The following is an 18,331-nucleotide window of genomic DNA, read 5'->3' on the forward strand; positions in this document are numbered from 1 at the left end:
TAAAGATGGCTCAACACCGCAAGCAACTTAATTCTTTACAGCCTTTGCGCAGTACAGAATATATTTTTAGTGCACGCCCTATCTATGTATGGATTAGTATTATTGTGGCGTGGATGGCTTCACTCTTGCCATGGCGCACCGCCTTTACCCCGGATATTTTATTGGTGGTTTTGGCCTTTTGGGCGGCCCACAATGGTCGTGGCGTAGGCTTAGTAGCTGCTTTTGTATTTGGCTTTTTGCTCGATGTTCAAGACACCACTTTGTTGGGAACGAGCAGTCTGACCTATGTCCTTACGATTTATTGTGTCCTCAAAATGCGTGGACGGATGATGAATTTTAATGTGACGGCGCAAATGATTTATATGTTGCCGGTGTTTTTGTTGGCTCAGATTCCCGAAATCATGCTCTTGTCATGGCATGCTGGCCAATGGATTGGTTGGTTTTGGATCAGTGCGGCGGTGCTCAATTGCTTATTATGGTTGGCGGTGCATTTAGTTCTGAAGCTGCCTTGGCAGTCTCGCAATGACAATAAAGCTGTGGTCTAGCAGCTATTTGCTTTATGTTTAATTTCAATAAAAGCAACCTTCAAGAGCGCGTTAATTTTGGCTTTCGTATTGTCGTGGCCAGTATTATTATCTTGAGTTGTTTTGGTATTTTAATTTATCGACTTTATGTCTTGCAGGTTGAGCGTTTTCAGGGCTTATCCGAACGTTCTGACCACAATCGCATCTCGCTCGTGCCTATTGTGCCCAAACGAGGCAATATTTACGATCGAAATGGTGAGATACTCGCTCGTAGTTATCGTGATTATATTTTGGAAATCACACCGGGGCAGGTAGAGGATATTGATGGTACTATCGACAAACTCAAAACCATTATGCCCTTGTCAGACTGGGATATTAAGCGCTTTAGACGGCGCATGAATGCCACTACACGCTTCGCCTCAGTGACGCTACGCAGCAATTTGACCGACGAAGAGGCGGCTTTTTTTGCGGCCAGATCGTTTGAGTTTCCGGGGGTTAATTTGCGCGCGCGTTGGGTGCGAGAATATCCACAACAAGAAACCGCTGCCCATTTAGTCGGTTATGTTGGGAGGATTTCTGCTAAAGACCAAGAAAACCTCGAAAAAAACGGTGAAGAGGGCAATTATCGAGGCACCGATACCATTGGTAAAAAAGGCCTGGAGCTGAGTTATGAAAAGCAATTACATGGTCAAACAGGCTGGGAAGAGGTAGAAATCGCCGCCTCTGGTCGACCTGTGCGGGTTCTCAAACGGATTGACCCCATTCCTGGAGACGATCTGCATTTGTCGATTGATCTCGGTCTGCAACGCAAAGCCGAGGCCATCTATAACAATCCCAAAAATCCGCAACGAGGTGCGTTGGTGGCCATTGACCCCCGTAACGGTCAAGTCCTCGCCTATGTCTCGGCACCCTCCTATGACCCCAATCTGTTTGTCGATGGCATTGATGTCGAAAATTGGCGTCGCTTAGCTGATTCGCCAGACCATCCTCTATTGGATCGACCGATTTCAGGGGCTTTCCCAGTTGGCTCGGTTTATAAACCTTTCGTCGCGCTGGCCGCCCTTAAATACAAGGTGCGCGATCCAAATGCACGCGTGCCAGACCCAGGCTATTTCGAATATGGTGGTCAAAAATTCCGCAATGCAGGACATGCTGTGTACGGACCGACCAATATGCACAAGGCCCTGGTCGTTTCTTCTGATACGTATTTTTTTGGCTTAGGTCCCTTGATTGGGGTTGATCGATTGCATGATTTTGCGACGCAGTTTGGTTTTGGCAAAAAAACGGGTATCGATCTCAATCATGAGCAGGTGGGCGTCTTACCCTCTACTGACTGGAAGCGTCATGCCTTCAAAAACCCGAAACAACAGACATGGTTTAAAGGCGAAACGATTTCGGTCGCTGTAGGGCAGGGCTACAATGCCTTTACGATTATGCAGCTAGCACAGGGCATTGCAACCTTGGCTAATGACGGTATTTATACCCGTCCGCATTTAGTCAATTCACTTGTAAATTCGGTGCTCAATAAAGATGAAAAAGTTGTTAAGAAGCCCGAATACAAGGTCGATATCGATGATGCTTCTATCAATATTGTCAAAAAAGCCTTGGCCGAAGTGACGGTGCGCGGTACGAGTCGTCGCGCTTTTGCGGGCGCTCAATATCATTCTGCCGGTAAGACCGGTACGGCACAGGTTTTTAGCCTCAAAGGCGCACGCTATAATGCCGCATCACTGAATAAGCGCTTGCATGATCACGCCTTATATATTGGCTATGCTCCTGCTGAAAACCCCAAAATAGCGATTGCCTTGATTGTAGAAAATGGTGGTTGGGGGGCGACGGTTGCCGCGCCTGTGGCGCGGACCTTATTTGATTATTGGCTCGTCAACAAAAATAACAACAATGACACTGAGACGGATGGTAGTCCCAATAATTTGTTTGTAGATTTGCCTGAATCCGAGCAGGAGCAATCCGATCAAGCACTACCCGATATTGACGCGATCGATGTGCCGGGGATAGCAGAGGCTGACTCTAAATTAAATGAACCCTTGCCAGAGATTTTGGATGACCCTAAAAATAATACGCAGCCACAAGTGCCAGCACATACCGAAAATGACCCACTGAAGTCGACACGTATGCAAAAACAAGAGGGCGAAACGGGTATCATGCATTGGTTTTATGGCTTATTTCGTGCTGTCAAAGAAAAAAGTAATAACTCTAAGGAAGAGACCTGGCCATGATGGTAAAAATCATGAATCTCATCATCAAAGCCTTTCGTGCCTTTGATTTTCCTTTGCTTTTAATCTTGCTATGTTTTTTCGGCATGGGCATGATGATTATGCATTCTGCCGTGGGCGGTGTTGAAGGGCGCTTTGCACGGCAATTACAAAACTTCGTACTGGCGTTTGCTGTGATGTGGGTGGTGGCCATGATTCCGGTACCGAAGATGATGAAGTTGGTTACCTATCTCTATGGCATTGGTATTTTGATGTTAGTCGCCGTGCTATTAGTCGGCATTACCAATAAGGGCGCTACGCGTTGGTTAGGGACGGGCAGCTTATCGATTCAGCCTTCAGAGTTTATGAAACTCGTGGTGCCTATGATGTTGGCCTGGTATTTCGATAAACGGCGCAAAGAATTAAGAACCCTAGACTTTATTGTGGCGGGGGCTTTATTGGGCATTCCTGCACTCTTGATTATGAAGCAGCCCGATTTGGGCACGGCGTTATTGGTGATATTTAGTGGTTTTGGGGTGCTTTATTTTGCAGGCATGTCATTTAAATTATTAACCCCGGCCTTTATTGCCTTAGTGGTATTTTTAGTCTTAATTATTTCCTATCAAACAACTTTGTGTGCTCCAGATTTTGATTGGGTGATTTTGCATGACTATCAAAAACACCGAGTATGCACCTTATTGGATCCGAGCACGGATCCGCTGGGTAAGGGCTTTCATACTATCCAGGGGATGATTGCCATTGGTTCAGGCGGCATTTATGGCAAGGGGTATATGATGGGCACGCAATCGCATCTGAATTTTATTCCCGAAAGCACCACGGACTTTATTTTTGCGGTTTATGCTGAAGAACTGGGTTTATATGGTGCCATCGTCTTATTGTTACTCTACACCTTGCTGATTGGTCGCGGCTTTTTTATTGCGCTAAAGGCCAAGACGCTGTACGGACGGCTTTTGGCAGGCGCTCTCACGATCATGTTTTTTGCCTATGTGTTTGTCAATATGGGCATGGTCATGGGGATTTTACCTATTGTTGGGGTACCACTACCATTTATGAGCTATGGCGGCACGGCGTTAATTACGCTCGGCATTGCCAGCGGCATGCTGATGAGTATTGCTAACTACAAGCCCCACAAAAAAGATGATGAGCATATTATTGGGGCGACGGGGCCTGGACCCGCCGCTCGTTATAAGAGGCGTTTAAGACATTAAGCGTTATTGAGTACTAAGAAATAAGTGCATCATTGCATAACAATGATTGCAGCAAGGTCTTGATCGGGGCGGGTAATGCCGTGTGTGCCAGCTCGCTGAGCTTGATGTTGTGCAGATTGACAGCGGCCGTAGGTTCACGTAGAGAGGTCTGAGAGTTAGTGAGCACGTACGGCGAAATACGTAGTTTATAGTGGCTAAACACATGCTCAAAACTTGCCACACTTTGTAAGTCATTAGGGTCTAATCCTTGTTCTTCAACAAAATCCTGCAGGCTTTGCAGACTTTGGAATTCTGGTAGAGAAAAAAGACCGCCCCAAATGCCCTGTGCCGCTCTTTTTTGCAACAGCACAGTGTCAGCACCCCGTAGTATTAACATATAAACATGTTTTTGCGGTAAGGTCTGACGCGGTTTAGGTTCAGGCAAATGCCCTTGAGCTTGGTGCTTGTAAGCATAACAGTCTTTACTGAGTGGACAGGAGTGGCAGTGAGGACGCGATCGCTTACAGACCATGGAGCCAAAATCCATTAATGCTTGGGTATATATGGCCATGTCCGCATGTGGATTTTGTGCCAGCGTTGTAAAAGCTAATTGCCAAAGTTGTTTTTCGACCGCGCTTTTGCCTGGGTAGCCATTAACACCAAAATAACGACAAAATACACGCTTCACATTGCCATCCATAATGGGCAACCGTTGTCCATCACAAAAGGCCAGAATGGCATGAGCCGTGGAACGGCCGATACCAGGTAGGTTCATGAGCGCTTCGGCTTGCATGGGGAACTGACCGTCATGTTCTTGAGTAACCATTTGCGCTGCTTTGTGCAAGTTGCGCGCGCGGGCGTAATAACCCAATCCAGCCCAATACAACATCACTTCTTCTTGGGGGGCTTGAGCCAAGGTCTGCACGGTCGGGAAACGGTCTATAAAGCGCTGAAAATAGTCAATTACGGTGGCTACCTGAGTTTGTTGCAACATGATCTCAGATAACCAAACACGGTAGGGCGTACGCTGTTGTTGCCAGGGCAAATGCTGGCGGCCATGCTGTACCTGCCAGGCACAGAGGGTGTCAACAAAATCGGTCATGCCCTAGAAGCTTGAGTACTTAGTGACTGACCAACGAGCCGCAATCGCTGCCAGAATAATAGTGATGACAATCGCAAAACCGAGCCAATAAAATTGCGGTAGATGGATCGAAAAATCTGTATTGAACTGCTGCGAAATATCGGTAATCACATAATTGGTAAAAGCCAGGGCGATGGCGCTGAGAATAATCGCTAAAATACCCGCCGCCAAGCCGGTTAGGGCGCCCATATATAAGAAGGGACGCCGTACAAAACTCTCGGTGGCACCTACCAAGCGCGCCACAGCAATCTCGTCACGTTGCACTAGCGCTTGCATGCGCACAGTATTGAAGACGGTACCGATGACAACAATGGCCACACCTGTGGCCAATAAGCCCAAGATCACTATGCCAAAGCGTAGCAAGGTGTTGAGTTGTTGTAGCCACTCACTATCATATTGCACCGTATCCACGGGCTCTAGGGGCGTGATTTCACTCACGAGCGCTTGAATCATGGGGGCATCGATGGTGCCGTCTGGTTTCAGGGCCAGGGTCAGAATAATAGCGTGTGGAAGGGGATTTTTTTGGAGTGTGTCGATGGCTTCAGCCCAAGACGGGGATTTTTTGAGGTCGTCCAGGGCCTCTTGTTTGTCGACTACTTGAGCGCTGACGATTTGTTCGGGATATTTTTGTTGTAATTTCTCCGCCAGTGCCTGTGTTTCTTGCAAACTGGTGGCGTCTTTCATAAAAAGCGAAATCGCTGGATTGACCGAGACTTGTTGTGTAAACGGTACTGTAGATACAATCACAGCACTCACCAGCAATGGCAAGGCTAACACAAAGGCAATCACAATAATATTGGTCAGCGAAGAGAAAGGCGTCAGCGTGAGACGTCGCATAGCAACGCGAAAGGCATAAAGATGTTGTTGCAGCCAGCTTTTCATGAAATGTCCTATGACTAATTAGTGTTTGCCCAAGTCTGTAAATTTGCCGGGTTCCACCAATAAGGTGCGATTGGAATGATAGTGTAAGAGTTTGCGATCATGTGAGGCTATGAGCGTGGTGACACCGACTCTATTAAAGTCCCTAAAAACCTCTAAGATGCGCTGCGCGCTGTCATCATCCAAATTGGCTGTGGGCTCATCAGCAATCAGGATGGCGGGGCGATTGACAATAGCGCGGGCAATCGCCAAACGTTGCTGCTCACCCCCTGAAAGCGCGATTGGATTGAGTTTTTGTTTGTTAAATAAACTGACTTTGGAGAGGGCCGCCTGGGCGCGTTTGACCGCCTCATCGGCACTACAGCCAATAGCGGCTAAGGGCAGTAGGACGTTTTCTAGGGCATTGCGATCATACAGTAAATGCGTATCTTGCAAAATAACACCTACTTTGCGCCTAAAAAAAGGCCGTTCGCGAGGACTCATCGTATCCAAGCGTTGATCCTTAATGGCGATGCGACCGCGACTAGGCTTTTCGAGACCTGCAATAAGCTTGAGTAAGGTAGATTTGCCCGCACCTGATGGCCCTGAAATAAACACAAATTCCTTGTTCTGAATCGTAAAGTTCAGATCGACTAAGACATTGGCACTTTGGCCATAAGACTTAAAGACGTGCTGAAATTCAATCATGTTGTTATTGGTTGTATGTGCTGTCGGTGTACTGAGCATAAAGCATCCGCAACTCTAAAAAATTCTATTCTAACATTGCTTTGCCATCGAACACTATGATGGATCATAAGAGCAAAAGGCTGCTGTCGGTAACCATTGATGTCTGAGACTATCAGTAATTTAAATCATAAAAAAGCACATTAAAAATAATATTTAATTTTTTTTAAACATAAAAAAATTGAAAATAAGGAATTAGACTTACTACCATTAGATTCGTGATTACAAGCTCTGTTAGTCACTATTGGCTTTACTTATCATCTACCCAAAAGGAGATGACTCTGTAGATGACAAGCGAAAAGCTGAATTACTCTTTGGAAGATTTAGGTCAAACGATTGCCAGTTATCGGCAATCTTCTGGCTTGACGCAAGCAGAAGTCGCCGAAAAACTAGGTCTGGGTAATGATGCCGTTTCGCGTCTAGAACGAGGTCAAACGGATCCTTCATTGCGACGTCTTTTTGAAATCGCCGAATTATTTAACTGTGAAGTCGCCGACCTATTAACCAATGCGAGTTTGCGCTTACAGGATCAAACCCGCCAAGTGGCCAATTTGCTCTCTTTGCTTGATAGCGAGGCCGAGCGCACTGAAGTCATTGGTATTCTCAAAGAAATCATTAAATTCAGACTCCGTCGTGGTGATTAGTCGACGCTTTGTGACTAGAAAGCGTGGAAATTTGCTAAAATTAAACGATTACCTAAAGCATTTATACAGCCGTATCATGACTTTGCTGTGATGCTTACTAGCGATTGGCTGGGGCCTCCAGCTTGCAATTTCATTCGGAAATTATCATGCCTAAACGTATTCCTTTTTATGAGTCCGAAACCACTCAATTTCTCAAACAATACAAAAAAGATCATCCTGGTACGCATGAACGTCAGGTCAAAGGTTTCAATCGTCTTTGGAATGTCTATTTAGACTCCGAAAAACTCGACCAATTCAAAGAGTCCCGCGTAGCGCAACGCCCCTACGTTTATCTTAATTACGAAAACGAGCATAAATCCTGAGTTTCCCCTCCAAGTACACAAGCACCGAGCCTCAGATCATCAATCATAAATTTGTCGGCTCATATACGTGCCGGTACTTTGAGGTTAGACGTTGTCTTTTATGTCAAATCAAGATCAGGATCTGCGGGCGCTGACTGAGCCTAGTCAAGACAGTACGCCCAATACCGTAGATAATATTGCTATGGCTCGCTTATATGGCGAGCCATTGTTTACTGTGCCTCAGGATTTGTATATCCCGCCTGATGCGCTCGAGGTTTTTCTGGAAGCCTTTGAAGGGCCGTTGGACTTACTCCTCTATCTGATTCGTAAACAAAATTTTAATGTCTTAGATATTCCGATGGCGCAGGTCACGCACCAGTATTTAAGCTATGTCGAGCAGATTAGACACCACAATTTAGAGCTGGCTGCCGAGTATCTTTTAATGGCGGCTATGCTCATCGAAATCAAATCTCGTATGCTGTTGCCAGTGACCAAGGCGGACACCGGAGAAGAAGTTGAGGATCCGAGGGCCGAATTAGTACGTCGCTTACTCGAATACGAGCAAATCAAATTGGCAGCGCGACATCTCGATGAATTACCGCAACTAGGACGAGACTTTTTTATGTCGCATGGCGAGATGGATATCAGCACCGAAACCCTATTGCCAGAGGTCAATGCTGACGATTTGCGACGGGCTTGGCAAGCGATATTGCAACGTGCCAGTCTGAATGCCAAACATCATATCAGCCGAGAGCAACTATCTGTGCGTGACCATATGACACAGATTTTGCGGCGTTTAAGTTCAGAACGTTATATGGACTTTACGGCACTGTTTTCGGAGCATTTAGATGAGGGTGCTACTGTAGATGTTATCGTTGTGCATTTTTTAGCCATTTTGGAATTAAGCCGCGAATCCTTGCTCGAAATTACCCAAGCTGAACCCTATGCGCCTATTTATGTCTGTTTGGCCTACCAGAGCAATCAAAATTTAGAATAAAGCTTGCGGCATTGTGATTATTTGGATTTTTTGCGGTGGGCCCGCGGATGCGCCTGATCGTATACCTTGGCCAGATGCTGAAAATCCAAGCGTGTATAGATCTGCGTGGTAGAAATATTAGCATGGCCTAATAACTCTTGGACCGCTCGCAAATCTTGCGAAGACTGCAACAAATGACTAGCAAAACTGTGGCGTAACATATGCGGGTGCAAGGGCGCATCAGCGCCAGTCTTTAGAGCCGCTGCTTTTAGACGTAATTGCACACTGCGGGCATTAATGCGATGGCCACGCGCCCCCAAAAAAAGCGCCATTTGGTCACTTTCAGTGGCGTGTGGATGCAAAAATTCGGCGCGCTTGCTTAACCACGTTTGAAGGGCACTGGCCGCTTTACGACCCAGTGGCAAGATGCGGGTTTTTTGGCCCTTACCGACCACCCTAACTTCCTGAGTGGATAAATCGATCCAACCTTGTGATTCATACTGATTGGTTTTGCTGTAATGCGTGTCTAACTGAATTAATTCAGACAAACGCAGACCACAACCATACAGCAATTCAAACATAGCCACGTCCTCTATGGCTCGAGCATCATGACCAGCTAATTGCGTCATTTGATCTAAAAATGCCTGAGTTTTATCCACAGCTAGGGCCTTAGGCAAGGCCGCAGGCTTTTTGGGCGTGCGCAAGTGTTGGACAGGATTATGCTGCAGACCGTGATTGGCAATTAACCACTTATAAAAAGAGCGCCAAGACGAGACAATACGTGCCAGGGAAGTGGCACTATAGTCACGTCCGTGTAAACGCGCACTGGCGCTGCGAATATGGTCGTGCTGTAACTGTTGCCAATCCTGTTCGGGGTAGAACTCGTGTAAATGCATGAGGTCGCGCCGATAAGCGGCCAAGGTATGGGGCGAATAGCGTTTTTCGGTGGCTAACCACGTCAACCATTGCTGCAGATACTGCTGCTTTTGTCCTGAGAGGGGCAACGTGTCAGATGCTGTTCGAGGCGAGACTTGAGGGCTGTTGGCCATGTCTAGTGGATGCTTAAGGACTACTTAACATACTGCAAATAGTCGCCGTAACCAGCTTCTTGCATTTTGTCTTTGGGAATGAATTTAAGCGCGGCCCCATTGATGCAATAGCGCAAACCTCCCTTGTCTTTGGGACCATCATTAAAGACATGCCCCAAGTGTGAATTAGCCGTGTGACTGCGCACCTCAGTGCGAATCATGTTGTAAGAATGATCGCTATGCTCGGTGATTAAATCGGCTTTAATGGGCTTAGTAAAAGACGGCCAACCACAACCCGAATCAAATTTATCTGTGGAACTGAATAATGGTTCGCCGCTGACCACATCAACATAGATACCAGGCTCAAAAACATGATCTAACTCGCTAGTAAAGGCGCGTTCTGTCGCATTGTTTTGGGTAACATCATAGGCCAAGGGGCTTAAGGTTTTTTTGAGTTCTTCGGGACTCGGCACTTTAAAGCGCTGCGGTGTGAGCTCTGGGCTTTTTGGTGCGGAGGCATCAGTCTGGGTGGCGTCTTGAATATGTTGCACTTGTTTTAATTCCTCCTGACTCAAGGGTTGATCCGCCTGGCGTAAATCAATATGACAATAGCCATTGGGATTTTTGGCAAGATAATCTTGGTGATAATCTTCGGCTTTATCAAAGGCCGCTAGCGGTTGATTTTCGACGACAATCGGAGCTTTATAATGATGTTGCAAATCGGCCAAGGCGCGGCTAATAACCGCTTTGTCGGCGGTATCAGTATAATAAATCCCCGTACGGTATTGCGTGCCGCGATCATTGCCTTGTTGATTCAAGCTGGTGGGGTTAATCAGCCTAAAGTAATGGGTGAGCAGCTGCGCCAGATTAATCTGTTTTGGATCATAGGTGACGGCGACAGTCTCGGCATGACCGGTGTTGCGATAGACCACATCTTCGTAACTAGGATGGCGACTTTTGCCATTAGCATAACCAGAAACCGCGTCAACCACGCCTGGAATACGCTCAAAGTACGCTTCTACGCCCCAGAAGCAACCTCCAGCGAGATAAATGGTTTTGGTGTTCATAAGCGTTGCAGAATCCTGTTGTGATGCACTCGATTTTTTGTAAAAACTTTTGGGTGCGGGTTTAAGGGAATAATCTTTGTTCGTCAGCAAACCTAGAGCTTGCTCCTTACTGAGTTGACCTTTAACGATACGTTGTAAGCGGCCTTGCCGATCAAGAAGGGCCCAAGAAGGATAGGCCGCAATACCCAAGCGACGGGTGAGTTGACCGCCCTCATTGAGCAAGACGACTAGGCCTTTTTTGTCCGCCTCATCGACCCCAGCAAACCAGTGTTTGAATTGCTCTAAGGGCAACTCATTGAAGTACCCTGGGGCGGCGACAGAGACGATATTAAAAGCCGCAAAATCCTGGTCTCTGCTCCATGCGCTGGTTTCATGTAGACTGGCTAAGCAAAGAGGACACCAACTGGCCCAGAACTTAACTAAGGTGGGACGATCGGCCCGCAGATAGTTTTGACCACTTTGTCCCGTGACAGTTGTGAGCTGCCCCAGCGCACTCCGTAAATCACTGTTCGGCGCGACTTGACTCTGTGGCGCAGCAAGTACACGAGTACTATGTAAGCCCAGCAATACTGCCAGCACACTGAGACTGAGACCAAGTGAGCGGAATCTAGGAAGTTGGCGTTGTTTGAGCACGGCGCGATGAGATATTTGCATGTCAGTAGAATTTTGGATCTTCGCGGTTGGGACGCGTCTTAAAACGACGATGCACCCAATAATACTGACTAGGGTCGCGCTTAATCCATTCTTCGAGAATACGATTTAAGCGAGCCGTCGCCGCTTCGGTGCTATCATCACCAGGGAAGTTTTCTAGCGGTTCTTGAATATCAACAGTATACTTGCCCGTTTTGGGATCCCAATGGGTGAGGACGGGTAATACGGTCGCCTTGAATTTGTCAGCGAGTACGGCAGTGGTAGGCAGTGTCGCTGCTGGCACACCAAAAAACGGTACAAAAATTGAGCCTTGGCGGCCAAAGTCCATATCAGGTAAATAATAAACAGGTAAGCCTTGACGTAAATACTTTAGCATGCCACGCACACCATCTTTGCGACTTATTAAATGCACAGTATTAAAACGCGCACGACCGCGACGAATAATATCGTCAAACACCGGATCGCTCTGTGGTGTGTAAATGGTCGCGGCTTCGTCTACCAGCATGGTCAGGCGCGAAGCGGCAATATCTAAGCCAATAAAATGAGGTCCCAACACTAAAAATGGCTGTTTTTTGGCAGCGATGGCTTGTAAGCGATCAAAGTGCTTGAGCTCAATATCTTCGCAAATTTGCGCTTTGCTGCCATACCAAATCAGGCCCCGATCGACCACGGACTGCGCCAAGGCTCTAAGGTGTTGTTGCAGCCAAATTTCTCTTTGATGCTCAGAAATATCCGGAAAGCAAAGTTTTAGATTGGTGCGCACAATATGGGTGCGTTTTTTGAGGAACAAGGCGCCGACCTTGTATAGGACGGCCCCTAATCGCACGCGATTGGCTCTGGATAAACCGCCGATAAACTTAAAAATCCCCTCGAGGATTCGGCGCTTAAGTGCATTCTTCATCGCTGTTGTCTTTGCTTAGGAGGCTATGAGTTATATAATCAAATGATGTATTATACAAAATGCAGTATAACGATTTTACCTATTTACTTTTCTTAAGGACGCTGCAGCATGGCGCAAAATAACGAGTTTTTATTTACCTCTGAATCAGTTTCTGAAGGCCATCCAGATAAGGTCGCCGATCAGATTTCTGATGCTGTTCTAGATGCCATTTTAGCCGAGGACCCGAATGCTAGGGTTGCCGCCGAAACACTATGTAATACTGGATTAGTGGTGCTCGCGGGCGAGATTTCTACTACAGCTTACTTAGATTATATTCAAATTGCCCGCGATACCATCAAACGTATCGGCTATGATGATGGTGACTATGGCATCGACTTCAAGAGTTGCGCCGTTTTGGTCGCGTATGATAAGCAATCTCCAGATATTGCCCAAGGTGTGGATCGCAGCCATGAGGAACTGCTTAACCAAGGCGCAGGCGACCAAGGCTTAATGTTCGGTTATGCGTGCGACGAAACCCCAGAATTCATGCCTGCACCGATTTGGTATGCGCATCGTATTGTGCAGCGCCAAAGCGAGCTCCGCAAGGACGGTCGCATCGCTTGGTTGCGTCCGGATGCCAAATCACAAGTAACCTTCCGCTATGTCAATGGCGTCGCCCAAGAGGTCGACACTGTCGTGCTCTCTACACAGCATCATCCAGATGTCACTCAAGCGACCATCAAAGAAGCGGCCATAGAAGAAATTATTAAACCTTGCTTCCCAGAAGGTTTACTCACCCCAAATACTAAATACCTCATTAACCCTACTGGTAAATTTGTAATTGGTGGTCCCCAAGGTGATTGCGGTTTGACGGGGCGTAAGATCATTGTTGATACTTACGGTGGTGCTTGCCCACACGGGGGTGGTGCGTTTTCTGGCAAAGATCCTTCCAAAGTGGACCGTTCGGCGGCTTATGCGGCACGTTATGTGGCCAAAAATATCGTGGCAGCAGGCTTAGCCAAACAATGCCAAATCCAAGTGAGCTATGCGATTGGCGTGGCAGAACCGATTAATATTACGGTCTATACCGAAAATACTGGTGTTATTCCAGACGAAGAAATTGCCAAATTGGTTCGCGAGCATTTCGATTTACGTCCGCGTGGCATTATCGATATGCTTGATTTAATGCGACCTTTATACGCTAAGAGCGCGGCATATGGCCATTTTGGTCGTTCAGAGCCTGAATTTACTTGGGAGCATACGGATAAGGTCGAATTACTCAAAAACGCCATCAAATAAAACCCAAGTATTTTAATCAAGTTTTACGAAGCCATTATGAATGTCATAATGGCTTTTGTGTTAGAATTTTTGACACATATCCCTTAAGGAGCGCTGCAACAGGATCACCTGCCAGGCTTAAGGGTAGACTAAGTCAATATTCATTATCCAACTGCGCTCATCAATCATAGGTTGATGAGTTGCTGTTGCTTCTTTTTTTGCAAACTCATCAATACCCGATAGGAGTTTGCATGTCTGATTACAAAGTTGCCGATATCAATTTAGCTGAGTGGGGCCGTCGCGAATTATCCATCGCTGAGGTCGAAATGCCGGGTCTTATGGCGACGCGCGAAGAATACGGCGATTCCAAACCGCTCAAAGGCGCTCGTATTGCCGGCAGTATCCACATGACGATTCAAACTGGCGTATTGATCGAAACCCTGACAGCTTTGGGTGCCGAGGTACGTTGGTGCTCTTGCAATATTTTCTCTACCCAAGATCATGCGGCCGCCGCCATCGCCAAAAGTGGTGTCCCTGTGTTCGCCGTCAAAGGCGAATCTGTCGAGGAATACTGGCAATATACCCACGAGATTTTTTCTTGGCCAGGTGATCAACAAGCCAATATGATTTTAGACGATGGTGGCGATGCCACTTTATTATTGCATTTGGGCGCCAAAGCTGAAAAAGACCCTTCTGTACTTGATAATCCAAAAAGCGCCGAAGAGCGAGCGTTGTTTGCCGCCATCAAAAACAAACTCGCCGAAGACAAGACCTGGTATTCTAGCCGTCTTTCACAAATCAAAGGTGTCACCGAAGAAACTACCACGGGTGTACATCGTCTCTATGCCATGTCTAAAACGGGCGAATTACAATTCCCAGCGATTAATGTCAATGATTCTGTTACGAAGTCTAAATTCGATAATCTTTACGGTTGCCGTGAGTCTTTGGTAGATGGTATCAAACGTGCTACCGATGTGATGGTGGCAGGCAAAATCGCTGTGGTGATCGGTTTTGGTGACGTTGGTAAGGGATGCGCTCAAGCGCTACAAGCCTTGCGCGCCCAAGTATGGGTCACCGAGGTTGATCCTATTTGTGCGTTACAGGCAGCGATGGAAGGCTACCGCGTTGTTACCATGGAAGAGGCCGCGGCCTTGGGCGATATTTTTGTGACATGCACAGGTAATTACCATGTCATCAATCGTCAACACATGGATGCCATGAAAAATGAAGCCATTGTGTGCAATATTGGTCACTTTGACAATGAAATCGATGTTGAAAGTATCGAAGACCTTGAATGGGAAGAGATCAAACCTCAGGTGGACCATGTGATTTTCCCAGATGGCAAAAAAATCATTCTCTTGGCCAAAGGTCGTTTGGTTAACTTAGGATGCGCCACAGGCCACCCATCTTTTGTGATGTCACAATCGTTTGTTAACCAAACGCTAGGCCAAATCGAATTGTTTGCCCATGGCGACAAATACCAAAAAGGTCAAGTGTATTTACTACCAAAAATCCTTGACGAAAAAGTGGCTCGTTTACATTTAGCCAAAATTGGTGTCAAATTAAGTAAGCTCACCCAAGAACAGGCTGATTACATCGGTGTCAATGTAGAGGGCCCATTCAAGAGCGATCATTACCGTTATTAATCATTTGAATAGGATGACCGCGACTGTGCGGTCATTCGCTCAAAAAGGAACAAGGTCTTAATATGTTAAATCTCATCATCACTTGGGTTCTGAACGCCGTTGCCCTGCTCATCGTTGGTTATATCTTTCCAGGTATTTCTGTCGATTCATTCGGCGCTGCTTTACTGGCCGCGGTAGTTTTAGGCTTGGTCAACACGCTGATTAAACCCATTTTACAAATCCTCACCCTGCCTATTACGATTGTGACTTTAGGATTATTCTTATTTGTCATTAATGCCCTCATGTTCTTATTTGTCGGCAAGTTATTAGGTGGTTTCCATGTCAGTGGCTTCTGGACGGCTTTATTTGGTTCAATTGTGTACTCCATTGTCTCTGGCTTCTTGTCTTCATTATTAATTCGTGCTAATGACAAATAACTCCAATCTTACTAACGATTCGACGCCAAGCACGCAAGCGCTTACAGGTATCGCCACACAGATACCTGTAAGTCTTGAGTTCTTTCCTCCACGGGATGCCGCCTCAAAAGAGCGTCTGAAGTCAAACGCGCAGGCCCTGGTACAAGCCTTAGATCCCCTCTGTATTAGTGTGACTTATGGGGCTGGGGGCTCAACCAGAGAGGGTACCGCCAGTACCGTAGACCTGGTACGTTCTGTGGGTTGTGCTGCAGTGCCGCATATCTCCTGCATAGGTAGTGAAGCCGAGGAACTCATAGAGATTCTCGATGGGTATAAGGCTAAGGGCATCAAACGGGTTGTCGCCCTAAGAGGTGATTTACCCTCTGGTATGGGGTTTAGTGATACCTCTTTACGCTATGCAAGTGATCTCGTAGCCCTTATACGTAAGCACTATGGGGATTGGTTTAGGATTACAGTGGCGGCCTACCCTGAGACCCATCCACAAGCAGAAAGCCCACAGCATGATTTGGATTACTTTATCCAAAAAGTTCAAGCAGGGGCTTCGGATGCGATTACTCAGTACTTCTTTAATGCTGATGCCTATTTTGAGTTTATCAACCGCTTACAACAAAAAGGCATCAATATCCCTGTCATTCCAGGGATCATGCCCATTACTAACTACACGCAATTGGCTCATTTTTCGCAAATGTGTGGTGCCGAGATTCCTCGTTGGATTCGTCTACGCTTGCAAACGTTCGCTAACGATAAACAAGCTATCAGGGAGTTTGGTCACGAAGTCATTGCTAATATGTTGGAGCGTTTGCTGAAAGGGGGCGTACCTTCCGTGCATTTTTATACCCTAAATTATAGCGAGCCTGTGATTGATTTATGGCGTCATATGCAATCCTTATAAATAGGACGGCATCACCCTAAAAGGTAGTTAAGCGTGCTTAACTACCTTTTTTAGTGGTTAAGATTAGTTATTAAGACGTTGTTGGCGTATTGTGATTTTCTGCGTCTTCAAAGCGTTGAACTTTGAGTAAAGAACTAAATTTCATAGCGGTGAAACCCACAATAAATAAGGTGCTAAGGGCGCCCACTACACCAGCATTCACCACCCCAAACCAAGCGGCTTGCGTACCCGCACGGAATTCACCCAATTCATTTGACGTGCTGGTAAAGAGCATATTCACGGCCGTGACGCGACCACGAATATAATCGGGCGTTGAGAATTGCAAAAGATTGGAGCGCACATAAACACTGGTCATATCCGCGGCACCGGCAATTACCAACATCGTGACACTGAGCCAAAATAGGGTCGAGATGGCAAAGACTAAATTGGCTAGGCCAAACACAGCGACAGCGATAAACATGATTAAACCCACATGATGGTTTAGCGGCCGCCGACTAAGGATAATGGCCATACTTATCTCACCGACGGCCATGGCACTGCGCAAAATACCTAAACCACTGGCATCAGTGTGCAATATGTCTTTGGCATACATGGGTAATAGAGCTACGACACCTCCGAGCAGTACCGCAAATAAATCTAAGCTCATACAGCCCAAGACAATGGGGTGATCTTTAATAAAAACTAGACCTTCTTTAAAACGTAACCAAATATTCTGAGTGTCTTGCGCGACTTTTTGCAAAGCGACTTGAACATGCACCTTGCAAAAACACAAGACTGAGGCGGCAAAGGCCACAAAACAAATTAAGTAGCTAATGCTACCACCCAATGTATATAAAACCCCGCCTAATGCCGGTCCCGCAATGGTAGCGATTTTGACTACCGCTGTGGTGCTGGAAATTGCTCTGGCTAGCTCACTTCTTTCAACAATTTGCGGCAATATACTCTTAAAAGTAGGAGTAAAGAAGGAGCGAGCGATTCCAAAAATCACTAACACTACATAAAACCACAGTACTGAAATCTCTGCTTGATGATCTGCGTGAATCAGTACTTCATAGGACAAGAACATTAATAAAAGACTACAAACGGCCGCTAAAGTCAAGCTGACCATAATAATGGTCTTGCGACTAAAACGATCGGCTACATCACCTGCAATCGGAATGCACAAGACAATCGGGATAAATTGTGCCAGGCCTACATAGGCTAAGGACATCGGTTCATTAGTCAAATCGTAAACCTGCCAAGCCACGATCACAGCCTGAATTTGCATGCCGAACATACAAAGCAAGCGGGCGATAACAAAAAATATAAAGCCATTTTGCTTAGGGGACGCAGCAGTAGGGACCGAAGATAATTGTGAAGACATTTTTGTAAGGGGCAGGGCAAATCTAAGTTAACTTAAGAAGTTTCTTATTTTACGCTGATTGCAGCCGTTATTAAGACCGCTTGACTGTCGCTTGGGGTCATTACTCAGAGTAGGGAGTTTGATAAAAATCTACTTTCAATGGTTTTTTAAGGGTTTGTATGTAAAAAGCCATTGTTTATAATAAAAATAATAATTAATATCATTATTATTTGTTACCTTTTGAAACTTCTTATTGTCATGAACAAGTCTCCCTTTGTACTCAAAACTCTACCTGCGATCTTGCTCCTAAGTGGCATGAGCGCCTATGCCTACGCAGAAACTGTACCGACACTGGCGCCAATTTATGGAACGGCCAATTATCGCGAAAGCGCAGAGGAAAAAGCCATTAACCTGACACCTAATGTTGATCGCTTTAGCCGAGAAAAACTCGAAGCGAACAATATCCAAAGTTGGCAAGATTT

The 18,331-nt window shown here is 46.3% G+C and carries 18 protein-coding genes and 1 riboswitch; of the genes, 11 read left to right on the plus strand and 7 right to left on the minus strand.

Annotation, left to right across the window (positions count from 1 at the left end; translation table 11 throughout):
- Nucleotides 1–5: 5 nt before the first annotated feature.
- From mreD to rodA, 3 genes are read left to right on the plus strand one after another with little or no spacing between them, the layout of a single operon-like run.
- On the plus strand, nucleotides 6–545 hold the full coding sequence (gene mreD, locus Q335_RS0104485; RefSeq protein WP_028357615.1) for a rod shape-determining protein MreD: 540 nt from the start codon (nucleotides 6–8) through the stop codon (nucleotides 543–545).
- Nucleotides 546–559: 14 nt separating this feature from the next.
- Complete coding sequence (mrdA, locus tag Q335_RS09235; RefSeq protein WP_084493542.1) at nucleotides 560–2,761, plus strand: penicillin-binding protein 2; 2,202 nt, start codon at nucleotides 560–562, stop codon at nucleotides 2,759–2,761.
- A complete protein-coding gene (gene rodA, locus Q335_RS09240) occupies nucleotides 2,761–3,966 on the plus strand; it encodes a rod shape-determining protein RodA (RefSeq protein WP_084493568.1) in 1,206 nt (401 codons plus the stop codon). Before mrdA ends, rodA begins: the two co-directional genes overlap by 1 nt.
- A gap of 13 nt (nucleotides 3,967–3,979) precedes the next feature.
- Here rodA and mutY read toward each other — a convergent pair whose 3' ends face one another.
- The 3 genes from mutY to Q335_RS0104510 are packed head-to-tail and all read right to left on the minus strand — an operon-like array spanning nucleotide 3,980 to nucleotide 6,652.
- Nucleotides 3,980–5,047, minus strand: a complete 1,068-nt coding sequence (gene mutY, locus Q335_RS0104500) for an A/G-specific adenine glycosylase (RefSeq protein WP_028357616.1) — start codon at nucleotides 5,045–5,047, stop codon at nucleotides 3,980–3,982.
- 3 nt (nucleotides 5,048–5,050) lie between these two features.
- A complete protein-coding gene (locus Q335_RS0104505; protein WP_028357617.1) occupies nucleotides 5,051–5,968 on the minus strand; it encodes a cell division protein FtsX in 918 nt (305 codons plus the stop codon).
- Nucleotides 5,969–5,986: 18 nt separating this feature from the next.
- The gene (locus Q335_RS0104510; protein WP_028357618.1) at nucleotides 5,987–6,652 is read right to left on the minus strand and encodes a cell division ATP-binding protein FtsE; all 666 of its coding nucleotides are present in this window, start codon (nucleotides 6,650–6,652) and stop codon (nucleotides 5,987–5,989) included.
- Nucleotides 6,653–6,975: 323 nt separating this feature from the next.
- Between Q335_RS0104510 and Q335_RS0104515 the strand changes: the two genes are divergently transcribed.
- From Q335_RS0104515 to Q335_RS0104525, 3 genes are all read left to right on the plus strand, one after another.
- Nucleotides 6,976–7,332, plus strand: a complete 357-nt coding sequence (locus tag Q335_RS0104515) for a helix-turn-helix domain-containing protein (RefSeq protein ID WP_028357619.1) — start codon at nucleotides 6,976–6,978, stop codon at nucleotides 7,330–7,332.
- Between the two features lie 146 nt (nucleotides 7,333–7,478).
- Entirely contained in the window at nucleotides 7,479–7,694 is a 216-nt protein-coding gene (locus Q335_RS0104520; RefSeq protein ID WP_028357620.1) for a DUF3460 family protein, read from the plus strand.
- 100 nt (nucleotides 7,695–7,794) lie between these two features.
- The gene (locus Q335_RS0104525) at nucleotides 7,795–8,670 is read left to right on the plus strand and encodes a segregation and condensation protein A (RefSeq protein WP_028357621.1); all 876 of its coding nucleotides are present in this window, start codon (nucleotides 7,795–7,797) and stop codon (nucleotides 8,668–8,670) included.
- A 17-nt stretch (nucleotides 8,671–8,687) separates the two neighbouring features.
- Here Q335_RS0104525 and xerC read toward each other — a convergent pair whose 3' ends face one another.
- Genes xerC through Q335_RS0104540 form a run of 3 tightly spaced genes read right to left on the minus strand, consistent with a single transcriptional unit; the run spans nucleotide 8,688 to nucleotide 12,296 of the window.
- Entirely contained in the window at nucleotides 8,688–9,698 is a 1,011-nt protein-coding gene (gene xerC / locus Q335_RS0104530) for a tyrosine recombinase XerC (RefSeq protein ID WP_084493543.1), read from the minus strand.
- Between the two features lie 20 nt (nucleotides 9,699–9,718).
- Nucleotides 9,719–11,398, minus strand: coding sequence for a bifunctional peptide-methionine (S)-S-oxide reductase MsrA/peptide-methionine (R)-S-oxide reductase MsrB (msrAB, locus tag Q335_RS09245; protein WP_038369386.1), 1,680 nt, complete (start codon nucleotides 11,396–11,398; stop codon nucleotides 9,719–9,721).
- A 1-nt stretch (nucleotide 11,399) separates the two neighbouring features.
- A complete protein-coding gene (locus tag Q335_RS0104540) occupies nucleotides 11,400–12,296 on the minus strand; it encodes a lysophospholipid acyltransferase family protein (protein WP_028357623.1) in 897 nt (298 codons plus the stop codon).
- Between the two features lie 108 nt (nucleotides 12,297–12,404).
- On the opposite strand from Q335_RS0104540, the gene metK reads away from it, so the two are divergent.
- The 4 genes from metK to metF all read left to right on the plus strand — a co-directional run bounded on the left by metK (nucleotide 12,405) and on the right by metF (nucleotide 16,507).
- Nucleotides 12,405–13,574 (plus strand): methionine adenosyltransferase, encoded by a 1,170-nt coding sequence (gene metK / locus Q335_RS0104545; RefSeq protein WP_028357624.1) that lies wholly within the window; start codon nucleotides 12,405–12,407, stop codon nucleotides 13,572–13,574.
- Between the two features lie 79 nt (nucleotides 13,575–13,653).
- Nucleotides 13,654–13,740: riboswitch (S-adenosyl-L-homocysteine riboswitch) on the plus strand.
- A 64-nt stretch (nucleotides 13,741–13,804) separates the two neighbouring features.
- Complete coding sequence (gene ahcY / locus Q335_RS0104550; RefSeq protein ID WP_028357625.1) at nucleotides 13,805–15,199, plus strand: adenosylhomocysteinase; 1,395 nt, start codon at nucleotides 13,805–13,807, stop codon at nucleotides 15,197–15,199.
- 62 nt (nucleotides 15,200–15,261) lie between these two features.
- Nucleotides 15,262–15,615, plus strand: a complete 354-nt coding sequence (locus Q335_RS0104555) for a phage holin family protein (RefSeq protein WP_028357626.1) — start codon at nucleotides 15,262–15,264, stop codon at nucleotides 15,613–15,615.
- Nucleotides 15,605–16,507, plus strand: coding sequence for a methylenetetrahydrofolate reductase [NAD(P)H] (gene metF / locus Q335_RS0104560; RefSeq protein WP_084493544.1), 903 nt, complete (start codon nucleotides 15,605–15,607; stop codon nucleotides 16,505–16,507). Before Q335_RS0104555 ends, metF begins: the two co-directional genes overlap by 11 nt.
- Nucleotides 16,508–16,577: 70 nt before the next feature.
- Here the strand turns inward: metF and Q335_RS0104565 are convergent, their stop codons facing one another.
- Nucleotides 16,578–17,870 (minus strand): MFS transporter, encoded by a 1,293-nt coding sequence (locus tag Q335_RS0104565; RefSeq protein WP_028357628.1) that lies wholly within the window; start codon nucleotides 17,868–17,870, stop codon nucleotides 16,578–16,580.
- 237 nt (nucleotides 17,871–18,107) lie between these two features.
- On the opposite strand from Q335_RS0104565, the gene Q335_RS10265 reads away from it, so the two are divergent.
- On the plus strand, nucleotides 18,108–18,331 hold a 224-nt coding region (locus Q335_RS10265), incomplete at its 3' end, for a hypothetical protein (RefSeq protein WP_038369387.1).

It is taken from the genome of Brackiella oedipodis DSM 13743 (assembly GCF_000621025.1).
Taxonomy (GTDB): domain Bacteria; phylum Pseudomonadota; class Gammaproteobacteria; order Burkholderiales; family Burkholderiaceae_B; genus Oligella; species Oligella oedipodis.